This window comes from Pseudenhygromyxa sp. WMMC2535, assembly GCF_011083025.2.
Genome location: NZ_JABJWV010000001.1, coordinates 7,199,182 through 7,217,248 on the forward strand (window position 1 = coordinate 7,199,182; position 18,067 = coordinate 7,217,248).

Annotated in this window: 15 protein-coding genes; 6 read left to right on the forward strand and 9 right to left on the reverse strand. The window is 71.3% G+C overall.

The genetic code is table 11. From position 1 onward, the window contains the following. Positions 1-789, forward strand: a complete 789-nt coding sequence (gene surE / locus G6O69_RS27985) for a 5'/3'-nucleotidase SurE (protein ID WP_346017094.1) — start codon at positions 1-3, stop codon at positions 787-789. Then, the gene (locus tag G6O69_RS27990) at positions 786-1,337 is read left to right on the forward strand and encodes an adenine phosphoribosyltransferase (RefSeq protein ID WP_172306536.1); all 552 of its coding nucleotides are present in this window, start codon (positions 786-788) and stop codon (positions 1,335-1,337) included. Before surE ends, G6O69_RS27990 begins: the two co-directional genes overlap by 4 nt. Before the next feature lie 188 nt (positions 1,338-1,525). Here the strand turns inward: G6O69_RS27990 and hpnE are convergent, their stop codons facing one another. From hpnE to fni, 9 genes are all read right to left on the reverse strand, one after another. Beyond that, positions 1,526-2,890 (reverse strand): hydroxysqualene dehydroxylase HpnE, encoded by a 1,365-nt coding sequence (gene hpnE / locus G6O69_RS27995; RefSeq protein WP_172306537.1) that lies wholly within the window; start codon positions 2,888-2,890, stop codon positions 1,526-1,528. 113 nt (positions 2,891-3,003) lie between these two features. Beyond that, on the reverse strand, positions 3,004-3,969 hold the full coding sequence (locus G6O69_RS28000; protein WP_176397130.1) for a hypothetical protein: 966 nt from the start codon (positions 3,967-3,969) through the stop codon (positions 3,004-3,006). Further along, entirely contained in the window at positions 3,969-5,276 is a 1,308-nt protein-coding gene (locus G6O69_RS28005; protein ID WP_172306539.1) for a VCBS repeat-containing protein, read from the reverse strand. The genes G6O69_RS28000 and G6O69_RS28005 overlap by 1 nt, the downstream gene beginning before the upstream one ends. Positions 5,277-5,347: 71 nt before the next feature. Continuing rightward, a complete protein-coding gene (locus G6O69_RS28010; protein WP_172306540.1) occupies positions 5,348-6,307 on the reverse strand; it encodes a squalene/phytoene synthase family protein in 960 nt (319 codons plus the stop codon). A gap of 2 nt (positions 6,308-6,309) precedes the next feature. Next, on the reverse strand, positions 6,310-7,287 hold the full coding sequence (gene hpnC / locus G6O69_RS28015; RefSeq protein WP_172306541.1) for a squalene synthase HpnC: 978 nt from the start codon (positions 7,285-7,287) through the stop codon (positions 6,310-6,312). Between the two features lie 48 nt (positions 7,288-7,335). Continuing rightward, a complete protein-coding gene (locus G6O69_RS28020) occupies positions 7,336-9,642 on the reverse strand; it encodes a hydroxymethylglutaryl-CoA reductase, degradative (protein WP_172306542.1) in 2,307 nt (768 codons plus the stop codon). 76 nt (positions 9,643-9,718) lie between these two features. Beyond that, a complete protein-coding gene (mvaD, locus tag G6O69_RS28025; protein ID WP_172306543.1) occupies positions 9,719-10,789 on the reverse strand; it encodes a diphosphomevalonate decarboxylase in 1,071 nt (356 codons plus the stop codon). Further along, entirely contained in the window at positions 10,786-11,754 is a 969-nt protein-coding gene (gene mvk / locus G6O69_RS28030) for a mevalonate kinase (protein ID WP_172306544.1), read from the reverse strand. The genes mvaD and mvk overlap by 4 nt, the downstream gene beginning before the upstream one ends. After that, positions 11,751-12,800, reverse strand: coding sequence for a type 2 isopentenyl-diphosphate Delta-isomerase (fni, locus tag G6O69_RS28035; RefSeq protein ID WP_255215895.1), 1,050 nt, complete (start codon positions 12,798-12,800; stop codon positions 11,751-11,753). Before fni ends, mvk begins: the two co-directional genes overlap by 4 nt. A gap of 179 nt (positions 12,801-12,979) precedes the next feature. Between fni and G6O69_RS28040 the strand changes: the two genes are divergently transcribed. The 4 genes from G6O69_RS28040 (at position 12,980) to G6O69_RS28055 (ending at position 17,984) form a co-directional block, all read left to right on the forward strand. Then, on the forward strand, positions 12,980-13,492 hold the full coding sequence (locus G6O69_RS28040; protein WP_172306546.1) for a hypothetical protein: 513 nt from the start codon (positions 12,980-12,982) through the stop codon (positions 13,490-13,492). A 59-nt stretch (positions 13,493-13,551) separates the two neighbouring features. After that, positions 13,552-14,487: a tRNA glutamyl-Q(34) synthetase GluQRS gene (gluQRS, locus tag G6O69_RS28045; RefSeq protein WP_346017095.1), complete on the forward strand. Its 936-nt coding sequence runs from the start codon at positions 13,552-13,554 to the stop codon at positions 14,485-14,487. A gap of 117 nt (positions 14,488-14,604) precedes the next feature. Next, entirely contained in the window at positions 14,605-15,594 is a 990-nt protein-coding gene (locus G6O69_RS28050; protein WP_172306548.1) for a cation diffusion facilitator family transporter, read from the forward strand. 122 nt (positions 15,595-15,716) lie between these two features. Beyond that, a complete protein-coding gene (locus tag G6O69_RS28055) occupies positions 15,717-17,984 on the forward strand; it encodes a prolyl oligopeptidase family serine peptidase (protein ID WP_172306549.1) in 2,268 nt (755 codons plus the stop codon). Positions 17,985-18,067 lie beyond the last annotated feature (83 nt).

Here is an 18,067-nt window from a genome sequence, read left to right on the forward strand (position 1 = left end):
GTGAGCCGACCGTTGATCCTCGTGTCCAACGATGACGGCGTCCGCGCGCCGGGGCTGCGCGTGCTGGCGGACATCGCTGCCGAATTCGCGGACGTGGTCGTCTGCGCGCCCACGGAGGAGCGCAGCGGCTTCTCCCACGCGATCAGCTTGAGGGCCTCGCTGCGTAGCGAGGCCGCGCCGGAGTTCGGCCGTGGCTGGTACGCGGTCTCGGGCACGCCGGTGGACTGCGTCTACCTCGGGGCCCTGCACCTGTGCGATCGCCTCCCGGATCTGGTGCTCTCGGGCATCAACCCCGGCTACAACCTGGGCGCCGACGTGTTCTACTCGGGCACCGTCGGCGCCGCCCGAGAGGGGCTGATCCGCGGCTGCCCGGCCCTGGCCGTGTCCGTGGACGCGGGGGCCAAGCCGGAGCTCGCGGCGCCCTTCGTGCGCCTGCTGATCCCCATGCTGCTCGAGCGCGGCGCGGCGGGGGAGCGGCACCTGCTCAACCTCAACGTGCCGGGCCACGGACCCGACGGCGGCCCCGTGCGCGGCCCTCGGGTCGCTCGCCTCGGTCAGCGCCGCTACGTCGAGCGGGTCGATCGCCGCGAGGACCCCATGGGCCGCAGCTACTTTTGGATCGGCGGCCCGCCCTCGCTGGCCGGCGACGAGAGCGAGCTCGAGGACACGGGGGCGGTCTTGGCCGGCTACGCCGCCTTGACCCCGCTGGAGCTCGACATCACCGCGCCCGAGATCGACGAGTGGTCGCGGGCGCTGGCCGACCACGCAGGGACGACGAAGACACCATGAGCACGAGCAGCGAAGACGAGCGCCTCCGCCTGGGCTTGCGCGACAAGATCCGCAACATCCCGGACTTCCCGAGCCCGGGGATCTTGTTCCGGGACATCACGCCGATCCTCGCCGATCCGCAGGCCTTCGCCGCGGCCGTCGAGCTGCACCAGCGCCAGATCCAGGACATGGCTGGCGAGCTCGACGTGATCGTCGGCATGGAGTCCCGCGGCTTCTTGTTCGGGCCGATCTTGGCCCACCGCCTGGGCCTGGCCTTCGTGCCCGCGCGCAAGCCCGGCAAGCTCCCGGCCGCGACCATCGAGGAGCGCTACGAGCTCGAGTACGGGACCAACGCGCTCCAGCTACACGCCGACGCCTTCGAGAAGGGGGCGCGGGTGCTGATCGTCGACGATCTCCTGGCCACGGGGGGCACGGCGGCGGCGACCGGGCGGCTGGTGGAGCGCCTCGGCGGCGAGGTGGCCGGCTACCTGTTCCTGATCGAGCTCGAGGCCCTCGCGGGCCGGCGCGCCCTCGGGGACGCGCGGGTCGAGGCGCTGCTGCGCTTTTGAGCGCGCTCGGTGCTCGCTGAGGCGCCCCAGGAGCCCGTGGTGAAACCCAACACGACACCTGGCTTGGTCTTTTCGCCGAGGGCTTTGTCGCCAAAACTTGCAGTACGCCCGGTACAGCGGCGTTTTGGCTTCGCGCCCTCGACGAAAATCCCGGCGCCAGGAGCCGCGCTGGGTTCCACCACGGGCTCCTAGCGGAGCACCGCGGCGGCGTCGTGGCCACTTTGCACGGCGCTCTCGATGGTCGCCGGCAGCCCCGTGCGGACCCAGTCGCCGGCGAGCAGCAGGCCGGGGATCGGGCTGCGGGTCTCGGGCCGGCGGCGGTAGGTCCCCGCGGCGTGGCTGATGGTCGCGCGCTTCTCCTTGACCACGCGAAAGCCGAGGATCTCCGGCGTGGGGCCCTGGGGGAAGAAGCGGCCGAGCTCACCCACGAAGAGCTCGCGCAGCGCCTCGGGCTGGTCGTTGACGAAGCTGCGGGCGCCCGAGATGGTGACCGAGAGCAGGCTGGGGCCGCGGCTGGGGGCCGCGCGGGAGCCCGCGTCGACGCCGGCCTCGACGCGATCGCGGTCCCACAGCCAGTGCAGCGGGCTGGCGATCAGCCCGACGAAGGCGCGATCCAGGATCGGGCGGTCGAGGCTGACCCACAGGTTCACGATCGGCGAGCTCTCGAGGCGGGCGACGTCGCGGAACACCAGATCCTCGCGGGCGGGCGCGGGCAACAGCTCGAGCATGGCGTGGGGAGGGACCGCGCTGATCACCTCGGTGGTGGCGATGGTCTCGCCGGACTTGAGGATCACGCCGGACACGCGGCCGTCGCTGTCGAGCTCGATCTGCCGGGCGGGGCTGGCGAAGCGGACCTCGCTGCCGCGCTCGCGGATCAGCGCGACGGAGCGGTCGACGTAGAGCTCCGAGAGCGGGAGCCGGGGGATCGCCAGGCGCGAGGCGTCGCGGGTCGACATGAACGCGCGCTCGATCACCGTGAGCAGCATGGCCGCCGAGGCGACCAGGGGATCGTCGTTGAGCACCGCCCAGATCAGCGGCTCCCAAAAAGCCCCGCGCACGGCCTGGGTCTGGCCGAGGCGGCGCAGCCAGGCGTCGCAGGTCTCGTTGTCATCGGGGCGCATGATCTCGCCCTGGAGCATCAGCCCGGCGCGCAGGGCCGCGGTCCGATGGAGCACCCCCAGGCCGCGCATGCCCAGCAGGCCCGCGGCCAGGTGCAAGGGCGCGGGCAGGGGCGGGCAGGCGAGCTCGATGCGGCCGCCGCCCGGCTTGATCATGGTCAGCCCGAGGTTGCGCTGAAAGTGGATCGCCTGGTCGATGGGCGTCCCGATCGCCTTCAGGAAGCTCAGCGTCTCGTGGTAGCAGCCCATCATCAGGTGCTGACCGTTGTCGATCTCGCGGCCGGTGACCTTGTCGTGGAAGGAGCGCGAGCGGCCCCCGCCTGCCTTGGTGGCTTCGAGGACCAGGACCTTGCGGCCGGAATCGACCAGGCGGACGGCCGCGGCCAGACCGGCGAAGCCGCCTCCGATGATGACGATGGGAGTGGAGCTGGTCATGGGCGCGGGCTGATCGGGCGCAGGGTACAGCGCCCGCGGCCCGAGGCCAGGCCTGGAGCCTTGCCCCAGATCACAGCCCGTTGCGCGCGCAGCCGCGCTCGGTCATGGGCGCATCAGAACCGCCCGACGAAGCCGACTCCGCCGCCGCCAGGGAGCAGCAAGGGGGCCGCGGCCTCGACTCCGGCTTCGGCGCGCCGCTTTTTTCGGCCGCGCTCGGCCTTGGCCGCCACCGCGACCAGCGGCACACCGCAGGACAGGAAGATCAGGCCCGAGATGCTGCCGACGACGATCAGGGCCGTGCCGCCCTGGCCGCGGAGGATCACCTGCTCGCGGGTCTCGATGTTCGCCTCTAGGGGGAGGTCCCCGAGCTGGCGGTCGGCGCTACTCGCGAGGGCCACGCCCGCGCTGAACATGCCGACGCCGGCGAGCCCGAAGGCCGTGAGTGTGGCGCCGGCGCTGAGCATCGCCTTGTTGCGCTTGGCCTCGCGGGCGTCGGCGGCGAAGTCGAAGCTCGGGCGCATGCGCTCGGCGAGCTCGGCCTCTCGGCGGCGCCGATCCTCCTCCCAGGCGGCGATCTTCGCGTCGAGATCGGCGATCTGCTCCTCGAGCTTCTCGCGCTCGAGGGTGGCCTGGGCCGGATCGTAGAGCGAGTCGAGATCGCCGAGGTAGCTCGACAGGATCTCCCTGGCCTGGCGCAGGTGTTTGACGTCGTCGTCGATCTCGAACCACTTCTGCTGGGCGCGGGCGACGTTGTAGATGAGCTCGGCCTTGACCAGCGAGAACTCGGCGGTCGGGGGCAGCAAGGTGTTGGCCTCGAGCCAGTAGTCGATGGCGGCCCCGTAGTCCGCGGCGCTGTAGCGGGCGACGCCCGCGTCGAAGAGCCGCTTGGCCTCGGTGACGTCGGTGGTCCTGGCGGGTGCCTCGGCGGGCGGGACAGCCGGGGCGTCGTCGTCGTCGGCGGATGGGGTGGGCGGCGCAGCCAGGCTCGTGAGCGGCGCGAGCGTGAGCGTCGCGGCGGTGAGCGCAGAGCAGAGCACGGTGGCGAGTCGCCTGAGGTGTGGCGCGATGGGCTGCGTCATCAGTTCTCCGCGGGGACAACGGCGAGCACGCCGTTGGCGTTGGCGACCGCGAGGTCGTCGAAGCCGTCGTTGTCGAGGTCGCCAGGGAGCAGGTTGTTTGGCGCGGCGGCGACGTCGATCAGCACGCTGTCGGGGAAGCCGCCCTCGCGGCTGATGTAGACCGGGAGCTTGTCCTCTCCGCGGTCGGCGACCACGATGTCGGGCCATTCGTCGTAGTTGATGTCGAAGAGGATGGCCTGCACGGGGTCCTCGCCGCCGGGCAGCTCACCTTCGAGGGTGAAGCCCCCCTGGCCGTCGCCGACGAAGACGAGGACCAGCGCCTCGCCGTCGACGTCGGGCAGCGGGCCCGAGCCGCTGACCGGGCTGACGAGCACGACCGCGTCGACGTCCTCGTCGCGGTTGAGATCGCCGAGCACCACGGCGGTCGGCTTGGCCTCGAGATCGAGGTCGATCTCCACGCCCGGCGTGAAGTTGCCCGCGCCGTCGTTGAGCAGGGTCTGGATGACGCGCATGCTCGCGCTGGCGACGATGAGGTCGAGGTCGCCGTCGCCGTCGATGTCCGCGGGGTTCGACAGTCGCGGCTGGATCACGGTGACGTTGGTGGCGACGGCCTCGAAGGCGGTGTCCGATCCGGGCGAGGCGATCAGGGTGTTGAGCAGGTTGCCCTCGTGATCGGCGAGCAGGAGATCGTCGTAGCCGTCGGCGTTGAAGTCCGCGACCACGGCCGCGTCGGCCGTGATGTTGATGTCGATGTAGCCGCGGGAGAATTGGACGCCGAGGAACTCGTAGGTGACCTCGACCGCGGTTTGATCGGGGAAGTCGGGGCGGTCGATCACGTAGACCACGTCGGTCTGGCCGTCGTTGTCGAAGTCCCCGCTGGCGAAGGCGTAGATCTGGCCGGGGTTGTTGACTCGGCTGAGGCCGGGGTCCGGCTCGAAGTCGCCGTCTTCGTCGGGGAGCACGGCGTAGAGCGCCCAGCAGGCCTCGTCGGACTCCGTATCCGAGGTGCACTCCCCGTTGACGACCGCGCCGATCAGGTCGATCTCGGGCGCCTGGGGCACCGCGATGCGCTCGAGATCGACGACTTGGCCGAACACGGACTCCTCCGAGGCGTCCCCGAAGCAAAGCTCGCCGGGCTGGGCGATCTGGTCGTTGCACATCCCGCAGACCCGATTGACGCAGGCCTGGCCGTTGCCGCACTGGCTGTCGTTGTCACAGATGGCGCCGATGCTGCCCTCGCCAGAGAAGCAGGCCAGCGTCAGGCCAGCTGCGGCGCTGAGCAGCGCGCAGAACGTTTTCGAGCTCATGCGGATCACAGCCGCCCGAGTGTAGCGGCTTTCGCGGGGCTTTTGCGCGCGGACTCTCGGGTGCGGGATCGCTACGACAATGACCCGCGCACGGCCGCCAGCGGCCCCGGGAGATCGTGTGGGAGGGCTGTCAGCGCCAAGGAGATGCCCGCGACCTTGAGCTTGTCGCGGCGCCGCAGCGAAGCCCGGTAGGTGAACACGTTGTAGCGGTGGGCGCGGATCTCCGCGAGCAGCTCGTAGTAGGTCCGACCCATGATCTCGGCCGGGAGCAGCGGGCGGCGATCCTCGATCTTCGCGAGCTCGGCCCACGCCAGCTGATACTCGCGCTCGGCGATGTCGGCGAACTCCTCGGCCATGGCCAAGAAGCGCTCGTCGTAGCGGCAGGCGAGCATGTCCTGCTCGCCCAGGCCGTGGCGCGCGAGCAGATCGAGGGGCAGGTAGACGCGCCCGCGGGCCGCGTCCTCGCCGATGTCGCGCAAGATGTTGGTGTATTGCAGGGCCAGGCCGAGGTGCTTGGCGTAGCGCTGAGCGGTCGGCGACTGGTCGCCGAAGATGCCCAGGCAGAGGATGCCCACGCACGAGGCCACGCGGTAGCAGTAGAGCTCGAGGGCCTCGAGATCCGCGTAGGTGGTGATGTCGAGGTCCATGGCGCAGCCGGCCACGATCTCCTCGAGGGCGAAGCGCGGGAGCTCGAAGAGCCGCACGGTCTCGGCCAGGGCCATGGCGAGCTCGCCCTCGGGGCGCTCACCGGACCCATCGGACCCACCAGAAGAGTAGATGCGCTCGATCTCGGTCATCCACGTGTCGAGCTCGGCCTCGGCCTGGGCGCGGCCCTCGGGGCCGGGCGGGCGATCGTCGACGATGTCGTCGACGACGCGGCAAAAGCCATAGACGGTCTCCAGTCCGCGGCGCTGACTGGGGCCGAGGAACAAGAACGCGAACTTGAAATTCGAGCCCGAGCGCGAGCCCAGGCGGCGCAGGGCGGTCTCTCCGGCTTCACGCAGGCGGGCGAGGGGTCCAGGGGCGGCCATGTTCATACCTCTCCCCGGAAGAAGCGCTGGCCAAAGGCGACCAGCGAGCGCCCGGCGACGTCGACGACGTCGCGCTTGTCGAGGGTCGGGCGGTAGTCGAGGACCTCGTAGTCCCGGGCCTCGATCAGGTCGAGGACCTTCATGCCGCCGCGCCAGGTGGCCTCGAGCTCGAGGCTCAGCCCCGGCGAGACCTTGCGGATCAGCGGCTGCCCGCGCAGGAACATGGTCCGCACCCGGGCGATCTCGAAGCGCATCAGCTCCTTGAACTCGACGCTGTGGCGCCCGGCCTGGAGCTGATCCCAGGTCACCCCGAAGTGGATCAGGTCTTCTTGCGGGATGTAGCAGCGCCCGCGGGGGATATCGACGCTGAGGTCCTGGAGGAAGTTGGCGATCTGCAGGCCCGAGCAGATCTCGTCGGAGAAGCGGTGCAGCTCCGGCTGGCGGTGGCCGTGGACGTAGAGCACGAGCTGGCCCACGGGGTTGGCCGAGTGCGTGCAGTAGTTGCGCAGCTCCGAGAAGGAGGCGTAGCGGTGCTTTGTCAGGTCCATGCGGAAGGCCGTGAGCAGGGCCTTGAAGGGACCGATGGGGATGTTGTGGCGACGCACCGAGTCGCGCAGGGCCAAGAAGATCGGGTGGTCGACGTCGCGGTGGTAGGCGACCTCGAGGTAGTGCTCCCAGGCGTCGAGGGCCTCGCGGCGGCGGCCCTCGAAGCGCGGCTCGTCGGAGAAGTCGTCGGCCGTGCGCGAGAACGCGTAGATCGCCCAGACGTGGGGGCGAAGGGGCGCGGGCACGAAGCGCGAGGCGACCGGGAAGTTCTCGTAGTGGCTGGTCGCCATGCGCTCGCAAAAGCGGTAGGCGGCGTCCTTGGTCCACGGCCCCGGAGGCGCGCCGTCGGGCGCGGGCGGGAGCTGATCGAGATCCTCGTGCTCGTCGACGGTGGGGACGGCGAAGAGCTTGGGTGAGCGTGTTGCGTTGACCATCGGCGAGACCTCGAGTCGTAATTCTAGAGCACTCGGGGCGGCCTGCCTTCAGCGGCCACCCTCGCGTAGCTCACCTAGCAGAGCCTGGGCCCGCTCGGGTTTGATCTCGCCCACATCGACGAGGCGCCGGGCGAGCGCCTCGACCTCCGCGCCTCGTGCGCCGGCTGCCATGGCGACCGCGCGCGCGTGCAAGGTCATGTGTCCGCGCTGAATGCCCTCGGTCGCCAGCGCGCGCAGAGCCGCGAGGTTCGAGGCCAGGCCGGCGGCGGCCATGATCAGCCCGAGCTCGACGCCCGAGGGGTTGCCGAGGATCTCGAGGGCCATGCGCGCGGTGGGGTGCGATCGCGTGGCGCCACCGACCACGCCCACGGCGGTGGGGATGCTGAGCTTTCCGCGCAGGGCCGCGATCGCGTCGTCCGCGTCTCGCTCCACGCGCCAGGTGGCCAGCGGTCCATAGCGCCCGCCGCGGACGGCGTAGGCGTGGGCCGAGGCCTCCATCGCTCGCCAGTCGTTGCCCGTGGCGATCACCACGGCGTCGACGCCGTTCATGATCCCCTTGTTGTGCGTGGTCGCGCGGTAGGGGTCGAGCTCGGCGAAGCGCGAGGCCTCCTCGATGCGCTGGGCAACGTCGCCGCCGTCGAGCTGCTTGCTGGCGAGCATGTGCGCCGGCACGCGCACGCTGACGTGCGAGGCCCGGCGATCGGCGAGGTTGCTGAGGATGCGCAGCACCGGGCGCCAGCCGCTGATCTGGGCCAGCTCGGGGGCGAGGGTCTCGGCCACGGTGTTGAGCAAGTTGGCGCCCATGGCGTCGCGGCAGTCGACGAGCACGTGGACGACGATGTTGTCGACGTCGAGGTTGCGGACCTCGATGTCCCGGGCACCGCCGCCGCGCTCGACGAGGCGAGGGTGGGCCTCGTCGGCGAGCTCGAGCAGGCGATCGCGGGCGCCCTCGATGCGCGCGACGATCTCCGCCGAGGGGCTGCGGTCGTCACGGACCAGCTGGACCTGGGCGATCATCCACGGCGGATCGGAGAACCCGGCGAAGCCTCCGCCGGCGCGGATCATCTTGGCCGCGTTCGAGGCCGCGGCGACGACCGAGGCCTCCTCGACGCACATCGGCACGAGGTAGTCGCGGCCGTTGAGCGTGAAGTTTGTGCCGATGCCCATGGGCATCGACATCACGCCGATCACGTTCTCGATCATGTGGTCGGCGGCCTCGGGGGCGAGGGCGCCGGCGTCGGCGTCGGCGAGGCGGGCGAGGGGGACGCCGGTGGCGAGGGCGAGGGCCTCGCGGCGGGCGTCGATGCTGCGCTTGAACAGGCCCTTGATCCGCGAGTTGACCGGCGGGCGAGGCTCGGCGCGCAGGCCCTCGGCGTTGGTCTCGAGCTTGCGGACCAGGGCCACGCGGTGCTGGTGATAGAGCTCGACGGCCAGGCGATCGAGGGCCGCGCCGGAGCGGGCGAAGACCACGACGAGGTCGCCGCCGCCGGCCCCGGAGGGCTTGGCGGCGAGTCCCGCCCACTCGGCGGCGCCGATGATCGTCTCGATGCGCGCGGTCAGGATGTGCGCGCTGGCGATGTCCTGGAGCTGGCGCAGGCCCTCGTTGTGCCGGCGGCAGGCGTCCTGGATGGCCGCGAAGGCGTCGTCCATGGCGAGCGCGGGATCGAGGGCGGCCTGGAAGCGCTGGCTGGCCGCGCCGATGCCGGCGATGGCGGCGTCGTAGGCCTCGCGGGACCCGGCGGCGCCGGCCTCGAGGGACTCGAGCAGCGATCCGGTGCGCGCGGGGGCGCCGGCGTCGAAGAAGCCGATCGCCAGCCAGCTCGGCGTGGTGATCGGCTCGATGCCTTCCCTGGAGAAGCGCACGGTCCCGCCGAGCACGGCGGTGGCCACGTCGGCGCCGCTGCCCCGGCCCTCCTGGGCCATGGAGTGGGCCGCGCGGGCGATGCTCAGGGCGATCTCGCGGATCTCCGGCGAGGACACGTCGAGGCCGGCGGAGGCGAGGTACCAGCCGACGGTGGCCGCCGTGACGGCGGCGCTCGAGCCCAGGCCGAGCTTGCGGTTGCCCGCGGTGAAGCCGACGGTGGTGATCACCGGGAGCGCCTCCGGGGCGGGGACCTCGTAGTCGTGGCCGCGCAGCCAGCCGCTGACGAGCTCGACGGCGGCGGCCACGAAGGGGCTGTCGGGGCTGGGGCGCTCGTCGTGCTGCGGCCGGGGCGAGTGCGCGTGGGCGCGGACGTCGACGGCCGTGACGACGGCGGTGTGCCCCTCGAGCACGGCGTACTCGCCGATGAGGAAGGACTTTCCGGGCGCCGAGACGGCGCCGAAGGGGGCGGGCTTGGCGGGGGATTCGCTCATCGGGTCTCGGAGGGGGGTGCTGGAGGGGAGAGAGGCGAAGAAGAGAGGAAGGCGCGGGCGGCCGGGCAGGCCTGACTCAGAGCAGCTCGAGGCTGGCGTCGGGGCCCGGGGCGACGGCCTGGACCTCGTGGACGCCGGGGACAGCGGCGAGGGCAGCGGCGAGGGCCTCGGCCTGGTTCGCGCGGCACAGCACCTTGACGTGGGGGCCGGCGTCGGAGGTCACGAAGCCGCGCAGGGGCTCGCCGCCATCGGGGTTGGTGGCCATGCGCAGGCGCCAGACCTCGCGGATGACCTCGAGGGTCGCGCCGTTCCAGTACATCAGCGGCGGCTGGGTAGCGAGCATGCAGGCGTGCATCTTGAAGCAAGAGTGCTCCATGACCGTGCCCAGGGCCGCGAAGTCGCGGGCGCCCAGGGCCTGCTCGGCGGCGTCGAGATCGGCGGCGTGGCTCGAGACCCAGGCCGGGTAGTAGGGCGAGGTCAGCCGCGAGGACTCCATGCCGCCGGTCGAGCCGATGGCCTTGGCCCCGCGGGCGGTGTGAACCACCAGCAGGCGCAGGTCCCAGTGATCCGGAGCGAAGAGCGGGCGGGCGACGCAGTCCTGGCCGTCGTCGCGGGTGCCCGCGTCGAGGCGCACGAAGCCGCCCCACAGCGAGCGCGCGGCGCTGCCCGAGCCCTGGCGGGCCCAGTCCGACAGGCGCGTGCGCGCGGCGGCGTCGAGGCTGCCGGACTCGCCGAGCAAGCTCATGGCTCCGGCGGCGGCCACGGTCAGCGCCGCGAAGCCCGAGGCCGAGCTCGCCAGGCCGGCGGCCGTGGGCAGGTGGTTGGTGGAGATCACGGCGAAGCGCGGCCGCGGGGGCACGCGGTTGGCGAGGATCCACAGACGATCGAGGTGGGCGAAGACCTTGTCCGCGCTCGCGCCGGTGAGCGTCTGCCCGTCGAGCTCGAAGCTGTCCTCGGCGGCCGGGACGAGCTTGGTGACCGTGCGCAGCTCGTCGAGGGTCATGGACAAGGAGCCCACTGCCGGGAGGTTGAGGCCCAGGGCCATGGGGTCCTCGACCGGGCGCTTGCCCCAATACTTGACCAGGGCGATGTTCGAGTGGGCGACGGCCTGGGCGGCGCGCGCGGGGGGGTAGGCTGGGGTCGTCATGTGGCGTCGATCTCCACGGCGAAGGGCGCGGTGCGGGGGTCGGCGGCGAGCTCGGGGCGCTCGCGGGCGAGGCCGGCGAGGACCTTGGCGGCGTCCGCCGGGGTCTCGCACAGGGCGAAGGCGCAGCCGCCCCCGCCGGCGCCGGTCAGCTTGGCCGCGGCCGCGCCGTGGCGCAGGGCGAGGGCGCAGAGATCATCGAGGACCGGGTGCGAGACGCCGAGGGCCGAGAGCAGCTCCTGGGCGACGTTGGCGAGCTCGGCCACGGTCCCAAAGTCGCCGCTCTCGATGGCCGCGCGGGCGCGCACGACCAGGGCGCCGCAGGCGTCGAGGACCGGATCGATGACCCGCGGGTAGCGGTCGCGGCGGGCCCGGACGCCGGCGACCAAGGTCCCGGTCTGCCGCGGCACGCCGCTGGGCATCACCACCAGGTGCAGGGGCGCGGCGAGGCGCACGGGCTCGCAGCCCTGGCCGCGGGCGAAGGCGTTGACGCCCCCGCGGGCCGCGACCTCGCTGTCGAGACCCGAGGGCGTGCCATGAAAGATGCGCTCGCCGACCATCGAGGCCTCGACGACCGCGTCGGTGTCGGGCTCGGGGCCCTCGGGATCGATGGCCAGGCGGGCGAGGGCCACGGACAGGGCCGCCGAGGAGCCGAGCCCGGCGCCCGAGGGCAGGCCGACATCGCCCTCGATGCGCCAGCCGGTCACCGGCGCGTCGCAGTGGGCGAGGACCTCGAGGCAGGCGCGGACGACCGGGTGATCGGAGCTCGCGAGCAGGCGCAGATCCAGGTTCCAGCCGGGGATCGCCAGCTCCATGGGCGCGTGGCGATCCGCCAGGGGGCGCGCGCGCAAGATCAGGCCGCGGCGCAGGCCGGCGGCCAGGGCAGGGTGGCCGTAGACCACCGAGTGCTCGCCCAGCAAGATGATCTTGCCGCAGGCCGAGGCTTGGTCGCGCAGCGCGAGGGTCATCGCGGCTGCCAGCGGGCGAGGTCGGGGCCGAGGATCATGGGCGCGCGCTGGAGCTCGGCCACGGTGCGCGAGCCGGTCAGCAGCATGAGCGCGCGGACCGTGGTGACCACGCGCTGGAGGAACTCGCGGGCGCCCTCGATGCCCCCGGCGCGGTGGGCCTTGAGCACCGGGGCCGCGAGGCCGCCGGCGTAGGCGCCGAGGGCCACGGCCTTGGCCACGTGGGAGCCCGTGCGCAGGCCGCCGGTGGCGATGGCCTTCACGCCCAGGCCGCGCAGCTGGAGCAGCGAGGCCGCCGTGGGCAGGCCCCAGTCCCACAGCTCCTCGGCGAGGGCCTTTTGATCGTCTGCGGCGCGGTGGGCCTCGACGGCTACCCAGCTGGTCCCGCCGGCCCCGGACACGTCGAAGTGCTCGACGCCCGTGTCGCGGATCGCCTGGGCGACCGCGCGCGAGATGCCGCAGCCGGTCTCCTTGGCGATCACCGGCACGCCGAGCTCGGCGACCAGGCGACGGAACACGTCGAGGCCCCCAGAGAAGTCGCGGTCGCCCCCGGGCTGGACGATCTCCATGGCCGGGTTGAGGTGGATGCAAAGCGCGTCGGCGCCGACGTCGTCACACAGCTTGCGGATCTCCGCGGTGCTCATCTTGCGGGCCTGGACCAGGCCGAGGTTGCCGAAGAGCAGCACGTTGGGCGCGCGCTCGCGGACCTCGAAGGTCCACGCCGTCTCGGGGCGCTCGAACATCGCGCGCTGGCTGCCCAGGCCGATGGCCAGGCCGAGCTCATCGGCGACCTGGGCGAGATCCTGGTTGATCTTCGCGGCCTCGTCGGTGCCGCCGGTCATCGCCGAGATCACCACCGGGGCACGCAAGGTCTTGCCGAGCAGCTCGACGCTGGAGTCGACCTCGTCGGCGTGCATCTCCGGCAGGGCGCAGTGCACCAGGTCGACTTGCTCGAAGAGGGGGGTCTTCTCGCGGAAGCCGACCTTGTCTCCGGCGCACAGCGCCAGGTGGTCCTTCTTGCGTTGCGAGATGTCGAGCCGGTCCGCCATGGGCGGCAAATGCCACCTTTCAAGGTGAGCGACAATCCCCTGATCGTGCGGTGGGCTCACGCGAAGGCGGCGCTGTGGCCTGGTGCACATTCGCCTGTGCACGTGGCTTCGCGCGCGCCGAGGGCGGAACACGAGCGAGGAGCCGCGCGCGCCGTGCTAACCTCGGACGTCCCCGAACAATGGACGAGCCGCCCAGCAAGCCACCACCAGCCGATCCTTTCGATGTCGACTCCATCGACGGCATCGTCAACGCGCTCTATGACTCGGTGTCCTTCGCCGAGGGCACCCGCCCGAACTGGGATCGCTTTCGCAGTCTCTTCGATCCGCGCGCGTTGATGGTGCGCGTGGATCCGCGACAGACGGCGCGGCCGCCGACCGAGCGCGAGGGCGAGCCGATCCGCGCGAGCTCGATCGACGAGTACGTCGCGCGCACGACCGCGGCGATCGACTCGGGCGCGCTCACGGCCTTCGTGGAGCGCGAGCTGACCCGGCGCACGGAGGTGTTCGCCGACGTCGCCCAGGTGTTCAGCACCTACGAGCGCAGCACGCCCAACTCCGAGGAGCTGCGCCGGGGCATCAACTCGCTGGCCATGGCCAAGGACGGCGACCGCTGGCGGATCGTCTCGCTGTCGTGGACCGACGAGACCGACGAGGGGCCGCTGCCGGTCCGCTACTTGCCGCGGGCCACATGAGCGGGGCTGCGAAGGGCGCCTCGACCTCACCCCCGATTTCACCCCCGACTTCACCGCCCGTGGGTCGCTTCGCGCCCAGCCCCTCGGGGCGGCTGCACCTCGGCAACGCCCGCACCGCGCTGCTCTCGTGGCTGCAGATCCGCGCCGCCGGTGGCCGCTACGTGATGCGCGTCGAGGACCTCGATCCCCAGCGCAGCAAGGCCGAGCACGAGCAGCGCCAGCTCGCGGACCTGCGCTGGCTCGGCCTCGACTGGGACGAGGGCCCCGACGTGGGCGGCCCGCGCGGGCCCTACCGCCAGTCCGAGCGCCACGCGCTCTACGTCGCCGCGCTCGAGCGCCTCGACACCTACCCCTGCACCTGCACGCGCCGAGAGCTGCGCGCGCAGATCGAGGTCGACGCCCCGCACGGCGTCGAGCCGGTCTACGCCGGCACCTGCCGCGAGGGCCCCACGCACCCCGAGCGCCCGGCCTCGTCGCGCTGGCGGATCCCCGCGAGCGCGCCGGTCTGCTTCGTCGATCGCATCCTGGGCGAGCGCTGCCAGGACATCGCCCGCGAGGTCGGCGACTTCGTGCTGCGCCGGGCCGACCACGGCGACGGGGGAGCCTGGGCCTACCAGCTGGCCGTGGTCGTCGACGACGCGGCCATGGGCGTGAGCGAGGTGCTGCGCGGGGCCGACCTCCTGGACAGCACGCCGCGGCAGATCCTGCTTCAGCGCAGCCTCGGCCTGGCGACCCCTCGCTACGCCCACGCCCCGCTGATCGTCGGCCCGGACGGGGACAAGCTGTCCAAGCGTCACGGCGCCCCGGACCTCTCGGCGCTGCGCGAGCGCGGCGTGGACCCGCGCCTGGTGGTCGCTGCGCTCGCGCGCTCGGCCGGGCTGCTCGGCGATCACCCCGGGCTCCCCCGCTGCACCGCCGAGGAGCTGCGCGCGAGCTTCGAGCTGTCGCAGATCCCCCGCGAGCCCGGGGTCCTCGACGTCTCGGCGCTGGGCTGATCCGGCTCGCGCTGGGCCGTCTTGGCCGAGGGACAGGCAAGACCGGCGGTCTGGTGGCGGCGGGGGCCGCCGGCCCTCGACTTGCGCGCCATGGCTACAGGTTGTTCACTCGCTGCCATGGCCTCTTCGAAGGGCGCAGTCTTTGGCGCGCTGATCGGCAACTCGATCCTCACGGTGGTCAAGTTCACCGCCTTCTTCTTGTCGGGCTCGGGCGCGATGTTCTCCGAGGCCGTGCACTCGGCCGCCGACGCCTTCAACCAGGGCCTGCTCTTCATCGGCATCCGCTCGAGCGAGCGCCCGGCCGACCACGCCTTTCACTACGGCTACGGCTACGACCGCTACCTGTTCTCGCTGCTCTCGGCCGTGGGCATCTTCGTGTTCGGCTGCGGCGTGACCATCTATCACGGGATCCACGCGCTGCTGCACCCGGCCATGGTCGAGCCCGGCTGGCTATCCTACGCCGTGCTCGCCCTGTCCTTCTTCACCGACGGCTTCGTGCTGCTCGGGGCGCTGCGGGTGATCTGGAAGAAAAAGGGCGAGCACAGCCTGTTTCAATATCTGCGCACGACCAGCGACCCCACGGCGGCCGCGGTGCTGCTCGAGGACTCCGTGGCCACCGCTGGTGTGCTCGTCGCCGGCCTGGCGATCTGGCTGACCGAGTTCACCCAAAACCCGGTCTACGACGCCATCGGCGCGCTGATCGTCGGTGCCATGCTCGGCCTGGTGGCCGTGTGGCTGGGCTTCAAGAACCGCCAGCTGTTGCTCGGCCCGGCGATCCCCGAGGAGGTCTGGAAGGGGGTGCTCGAATACCTCGAGGCCCACCCGGCCGTCGATCGCGTGCGCAAGCCCAAGAGCCGCGTGGTCGGGGCAGGGGAGTTTCGCTTCGCCGCCGAGATCGACTTCAACGGGCGCTACCTCGGTGCCAAGCAGCTCGACTTGGTGTCCTCGAGCGCCGCCAAGCTCGAGGACGCCGGGGCGCAGCGCGAGTTCGCCGAGGAATTCGGCGAGCGCGTGGTCCAGGCCGTGGCCGATGAGGTCGACGCCATGGAGGCCGAGCTGCGCCGCCGCTACCCCGAGCTCATCCATGTCGAGCTCGAGGCCGATTGAGCGCCCGGACAAGTGTGCCCAGGATTGGCTGGGCCGCTGGGGCCCACGATTGGGAGCTGCGCGGATTCGCGCCCTTGCTCGCTCCTTGACCGGACGATACAAGCCAGGGGTCCGCGATCGTCATGTCTGCCAAGCCCTCGTCGACCCTCCTGCTGCTCCCCCTGTTGACCCTCGGCCTCGTCGGCGCGTGTGACCGCGGCGACGTGAGCCAATGCCCCGAGCCGGCCGCGCCAGCTACGGGTGACGCGAGCGAAGCGCCCGTGACCAAGACCTCGCCCTGGAACTACCCCACAGCCCGCGTCTCGCCCCAGGTCGACGACCTGCACGGGGTGGGCGTCGCCGATCCCTACCGCTGGATGGAGGACCTCGACTCCGAGGAGACCCGCGCCTGGGTCGAGGCCGAGAACGAGGTGACCTTCTCCTACCTCGAGACCATCGCGTCCCGGGCCGCGATCGCCAAGCGCCTCGAGACGCTGTGGAACTACGAGCGCTACGCCACCCCCTGGGAAGAGGACGGGCGGTGGTTCTTCAGCAAGAACGACGGCCTGCAAAACCAGTCTGTCTACTACTGGACCGACGACCTGAGCGCAGAGCCCAAGGTGCTCCTCGATCCCAACTCGCTGAGCGAGGACGGGACCACGGCGGTCTCGGGGATCGAGGTCAGCCACGACGGCAAGCGCCTGGCCTACGCCCTGTCCGACGCCGGCTCCGACTGGAAGCGCTGGCTGGTCAAGGACATCGAGAGCGGCAAGCAGCTCGACGATCGCATCGAGTGGAGCAAGTTCACCGGCCTGTCGTGGTCGAAGGACAACAAGGGCTTCTTCTACGGGGCCTACGACGCGCCCAAGACCGGCCAGGAGTTCGAGCAGGTCAACAAGAACCAAAAGCTCTACTACCACCGCCTGGGCGACGCGCAGCGCCGCGACGAGCTGGTCTACGCGGACACCGAGCACCCCGACTGGCAGTTCGACGGCTGGGTCAGCGAGGACGGCGGCTACCTGCTGATCGACGTGTCCGTGGGCACCGACGTGCGCAACATGTTCTATTACGTGCCGCTGGCGGGGAAGGGCGGCAAGCGCAAGGGCGAGGTCATCAAGCTGATCGACGACCTCGAGGCCACCTACAGCTACGTGGGCAACGTCGGCAGCAAGTTCTACTTCTTCACCAACGCCGACGCGCCCCGCGGGCGGGTCGTGACCATCGACGTCGCCGAGTACGAAAAGCGGCGCAAGGCGGCCAAGGGCGACGCGGACCTGCGCCCCGAGGTCGTCGAGCTCATCCCGCAAAGCGAGCACACGCTCGAGAACGTGCGCTACACCGGCGGCAAGCTGTTCGCCAAGTACATGGTCGACGCCAAGAACGAGATCCGCGTCCACGACCTCGCGGGCAAGCTCGAGACGACCATCGCGCTGCCCGAGGCGATCGCCACGGTCTACGGCTTCGGCGGCAAGGCCGACGCCAAGCAGACCTTCTTTGGGCTGATGAGCTTCACCCGGCCCTACACCATCTACCGCTACGACATCGCCAGCGGCAAGAGCGAGCTGTGGCGCGAGCCCGAGCTGGCCTTCGATCCGGCCGACTACGAGACCAGCCAGGTGTTCTACACCAGCAAGGACGGGACCAAGGTCCCGATGTTCCTGGTCCACAAAAAGGGCCTCGAGCCCACGGGCGAGACGCCGACCTACCTCTACGGCTACGGCGGCTTCAACATCTCCTTGACCCCGCGCTTCTCGGTGCCGGATCTCGTGTGGATGGACATGGGGGGGCTCTACGCCCAGCCCAACCTGCGCGGCGGCGGGGAGTACGGCGAGGCCTGGCACGAGGCCGGGACCAAGCTCGACAAGCAAAACGTGTTCGACGACTTCATCGCCGCGGGCGAGTTCCTGATCGCCGAGGGCTGGACCAAGCCCGAGAAGCTCGCCGTGGGCGGGCGCAGCAACGGCGGCCTGCTCGTGGGCGCGGCGATCACCCAGCGCCCCGACCTCTTCGGCGCGGCCCTGGCCGGCGTCGGGGTCATGGACATGCTGCGCTTCCACGAGTTCACGATCGGCTGGGCCTGGGTCAGCGACTACGGCAGCGCCGACGATCCCGAGCAGTTCCAGGCCCTGCACGCCTACTCGCCCTATCACAACCTCGTCGACGGCACGGACTACCCGGCCACGCTGGTCTACACCGCCGACCACGACGACCGCGTGGTGCCCTCGCACAGCTTCAAGTTCGCCGCGCGCCTCCAGGCCGCCCACGCTGGCGAGGACCCCGTCATGATCCGCATCGACACCAAGGCTGGCCACGGCGCGGGCAAGCCCACCGCCAAGATGATCGAGGAGTGGGCGGACCTGTGGGGCTTCTTGGTCGATCAGCTGGGCATGACGCTGCCCGAGGGCTACTGAGCCCGGGGCAGGGCCCCGCCAACGAAACGCGGCGCCAGTAAAAAGAAAAGCGGCGGTCCTCGGAGGGCCGCCGCTTTTTGCTT

Coding starts and splice junctions, on each gene's coding strand:
- G6O69_RS27990 (WP_172306536.1), top strand. CDS start 786: ATGAGCACGAGCAGCGAAGACGAGCGCCTCCGCCTGGGCTTGCGCGAC.
- G6O69_RS28010 (WP_172306540.1), bottom strand. CDS start 6,307: ATGGCCGCCCCTGGACCCCTCGCCCGCCTGCGTGAAGCCGGAGAGACC.
- hpnC (WP_172306541.1), bottom strand. CDS start 7,287: ATGGTCAACGCAACACGCTCACCCAAGCTCTTCGCCGTCCCCACCGTC.
- G6O69_RS28005 (WP_172306539.1), bottom strand. CDS start 5,276: ATGAGCTCGAAAACGTTCTGCGCGCTGCTCAGCGCCGCAGCTGGCCTG.
- G6O69_RS28040 (WP_172306546.1), top strand. CDS start 12,980: ATGGACGAGCCGCCCAGCAAGCCACCACCAGCCGATCCTTTCGATGTC.
- G6O69_RS28050 (WP_172306548.1), top strand. CDS start 14,605: ATGGCCTCTTCGAAGGGCGCAGTCTTTGGCGCGCTGATCGGCAACTCG.
- G6O69_RS28000 (WP_176397130.1), bottom strand. CDS start 3,969: ATGACGCAGCCCATCGCGCCACACCTCAGGCGACTCGCCACCGTGCTC.
- fni (WP_255215895.1), bottom strand. CDS start 12,800: ATGGCGGACCGGCTCGACATCTCGCAACGCAAGAAGGACCACCTGGCG.
- mvaD (WP_172306543.1), bottom strand. CDS start 10,789: ATGACGACCCCAGCCTACCCCCCCGCGCGCGCCGCCCAGGCCGTCGCC.
- G6O69_RS28055 (WP_172306549.1), top strand. CDS start 15,717: ATGTCTGCCAAGCCCTCGTCGACCCTCCTGCTGCTCCCCCTGTTGACC.
- hpnE (WP_172306537.1), bottom strand. CDS start 2,890: ATGACCAGCTCCACTCCCATCGTCATCATCGGAGGCGGCTTCGCCGGT.
- G6O69_RS28020 (WP_172306542.1), bottom strand. CDS start 9,642: ATGAGCGAATCCCCCGCCAAGCCCGCCCCCTTCGGCGCCGTCTCGGCG.
- mvk (WP_172306544.1), bottom strand. CDS start 11,754: ATGACCCTCGCGCTGCGCGACCAAGCCTCGGCCTGCGGCAAGATCATC.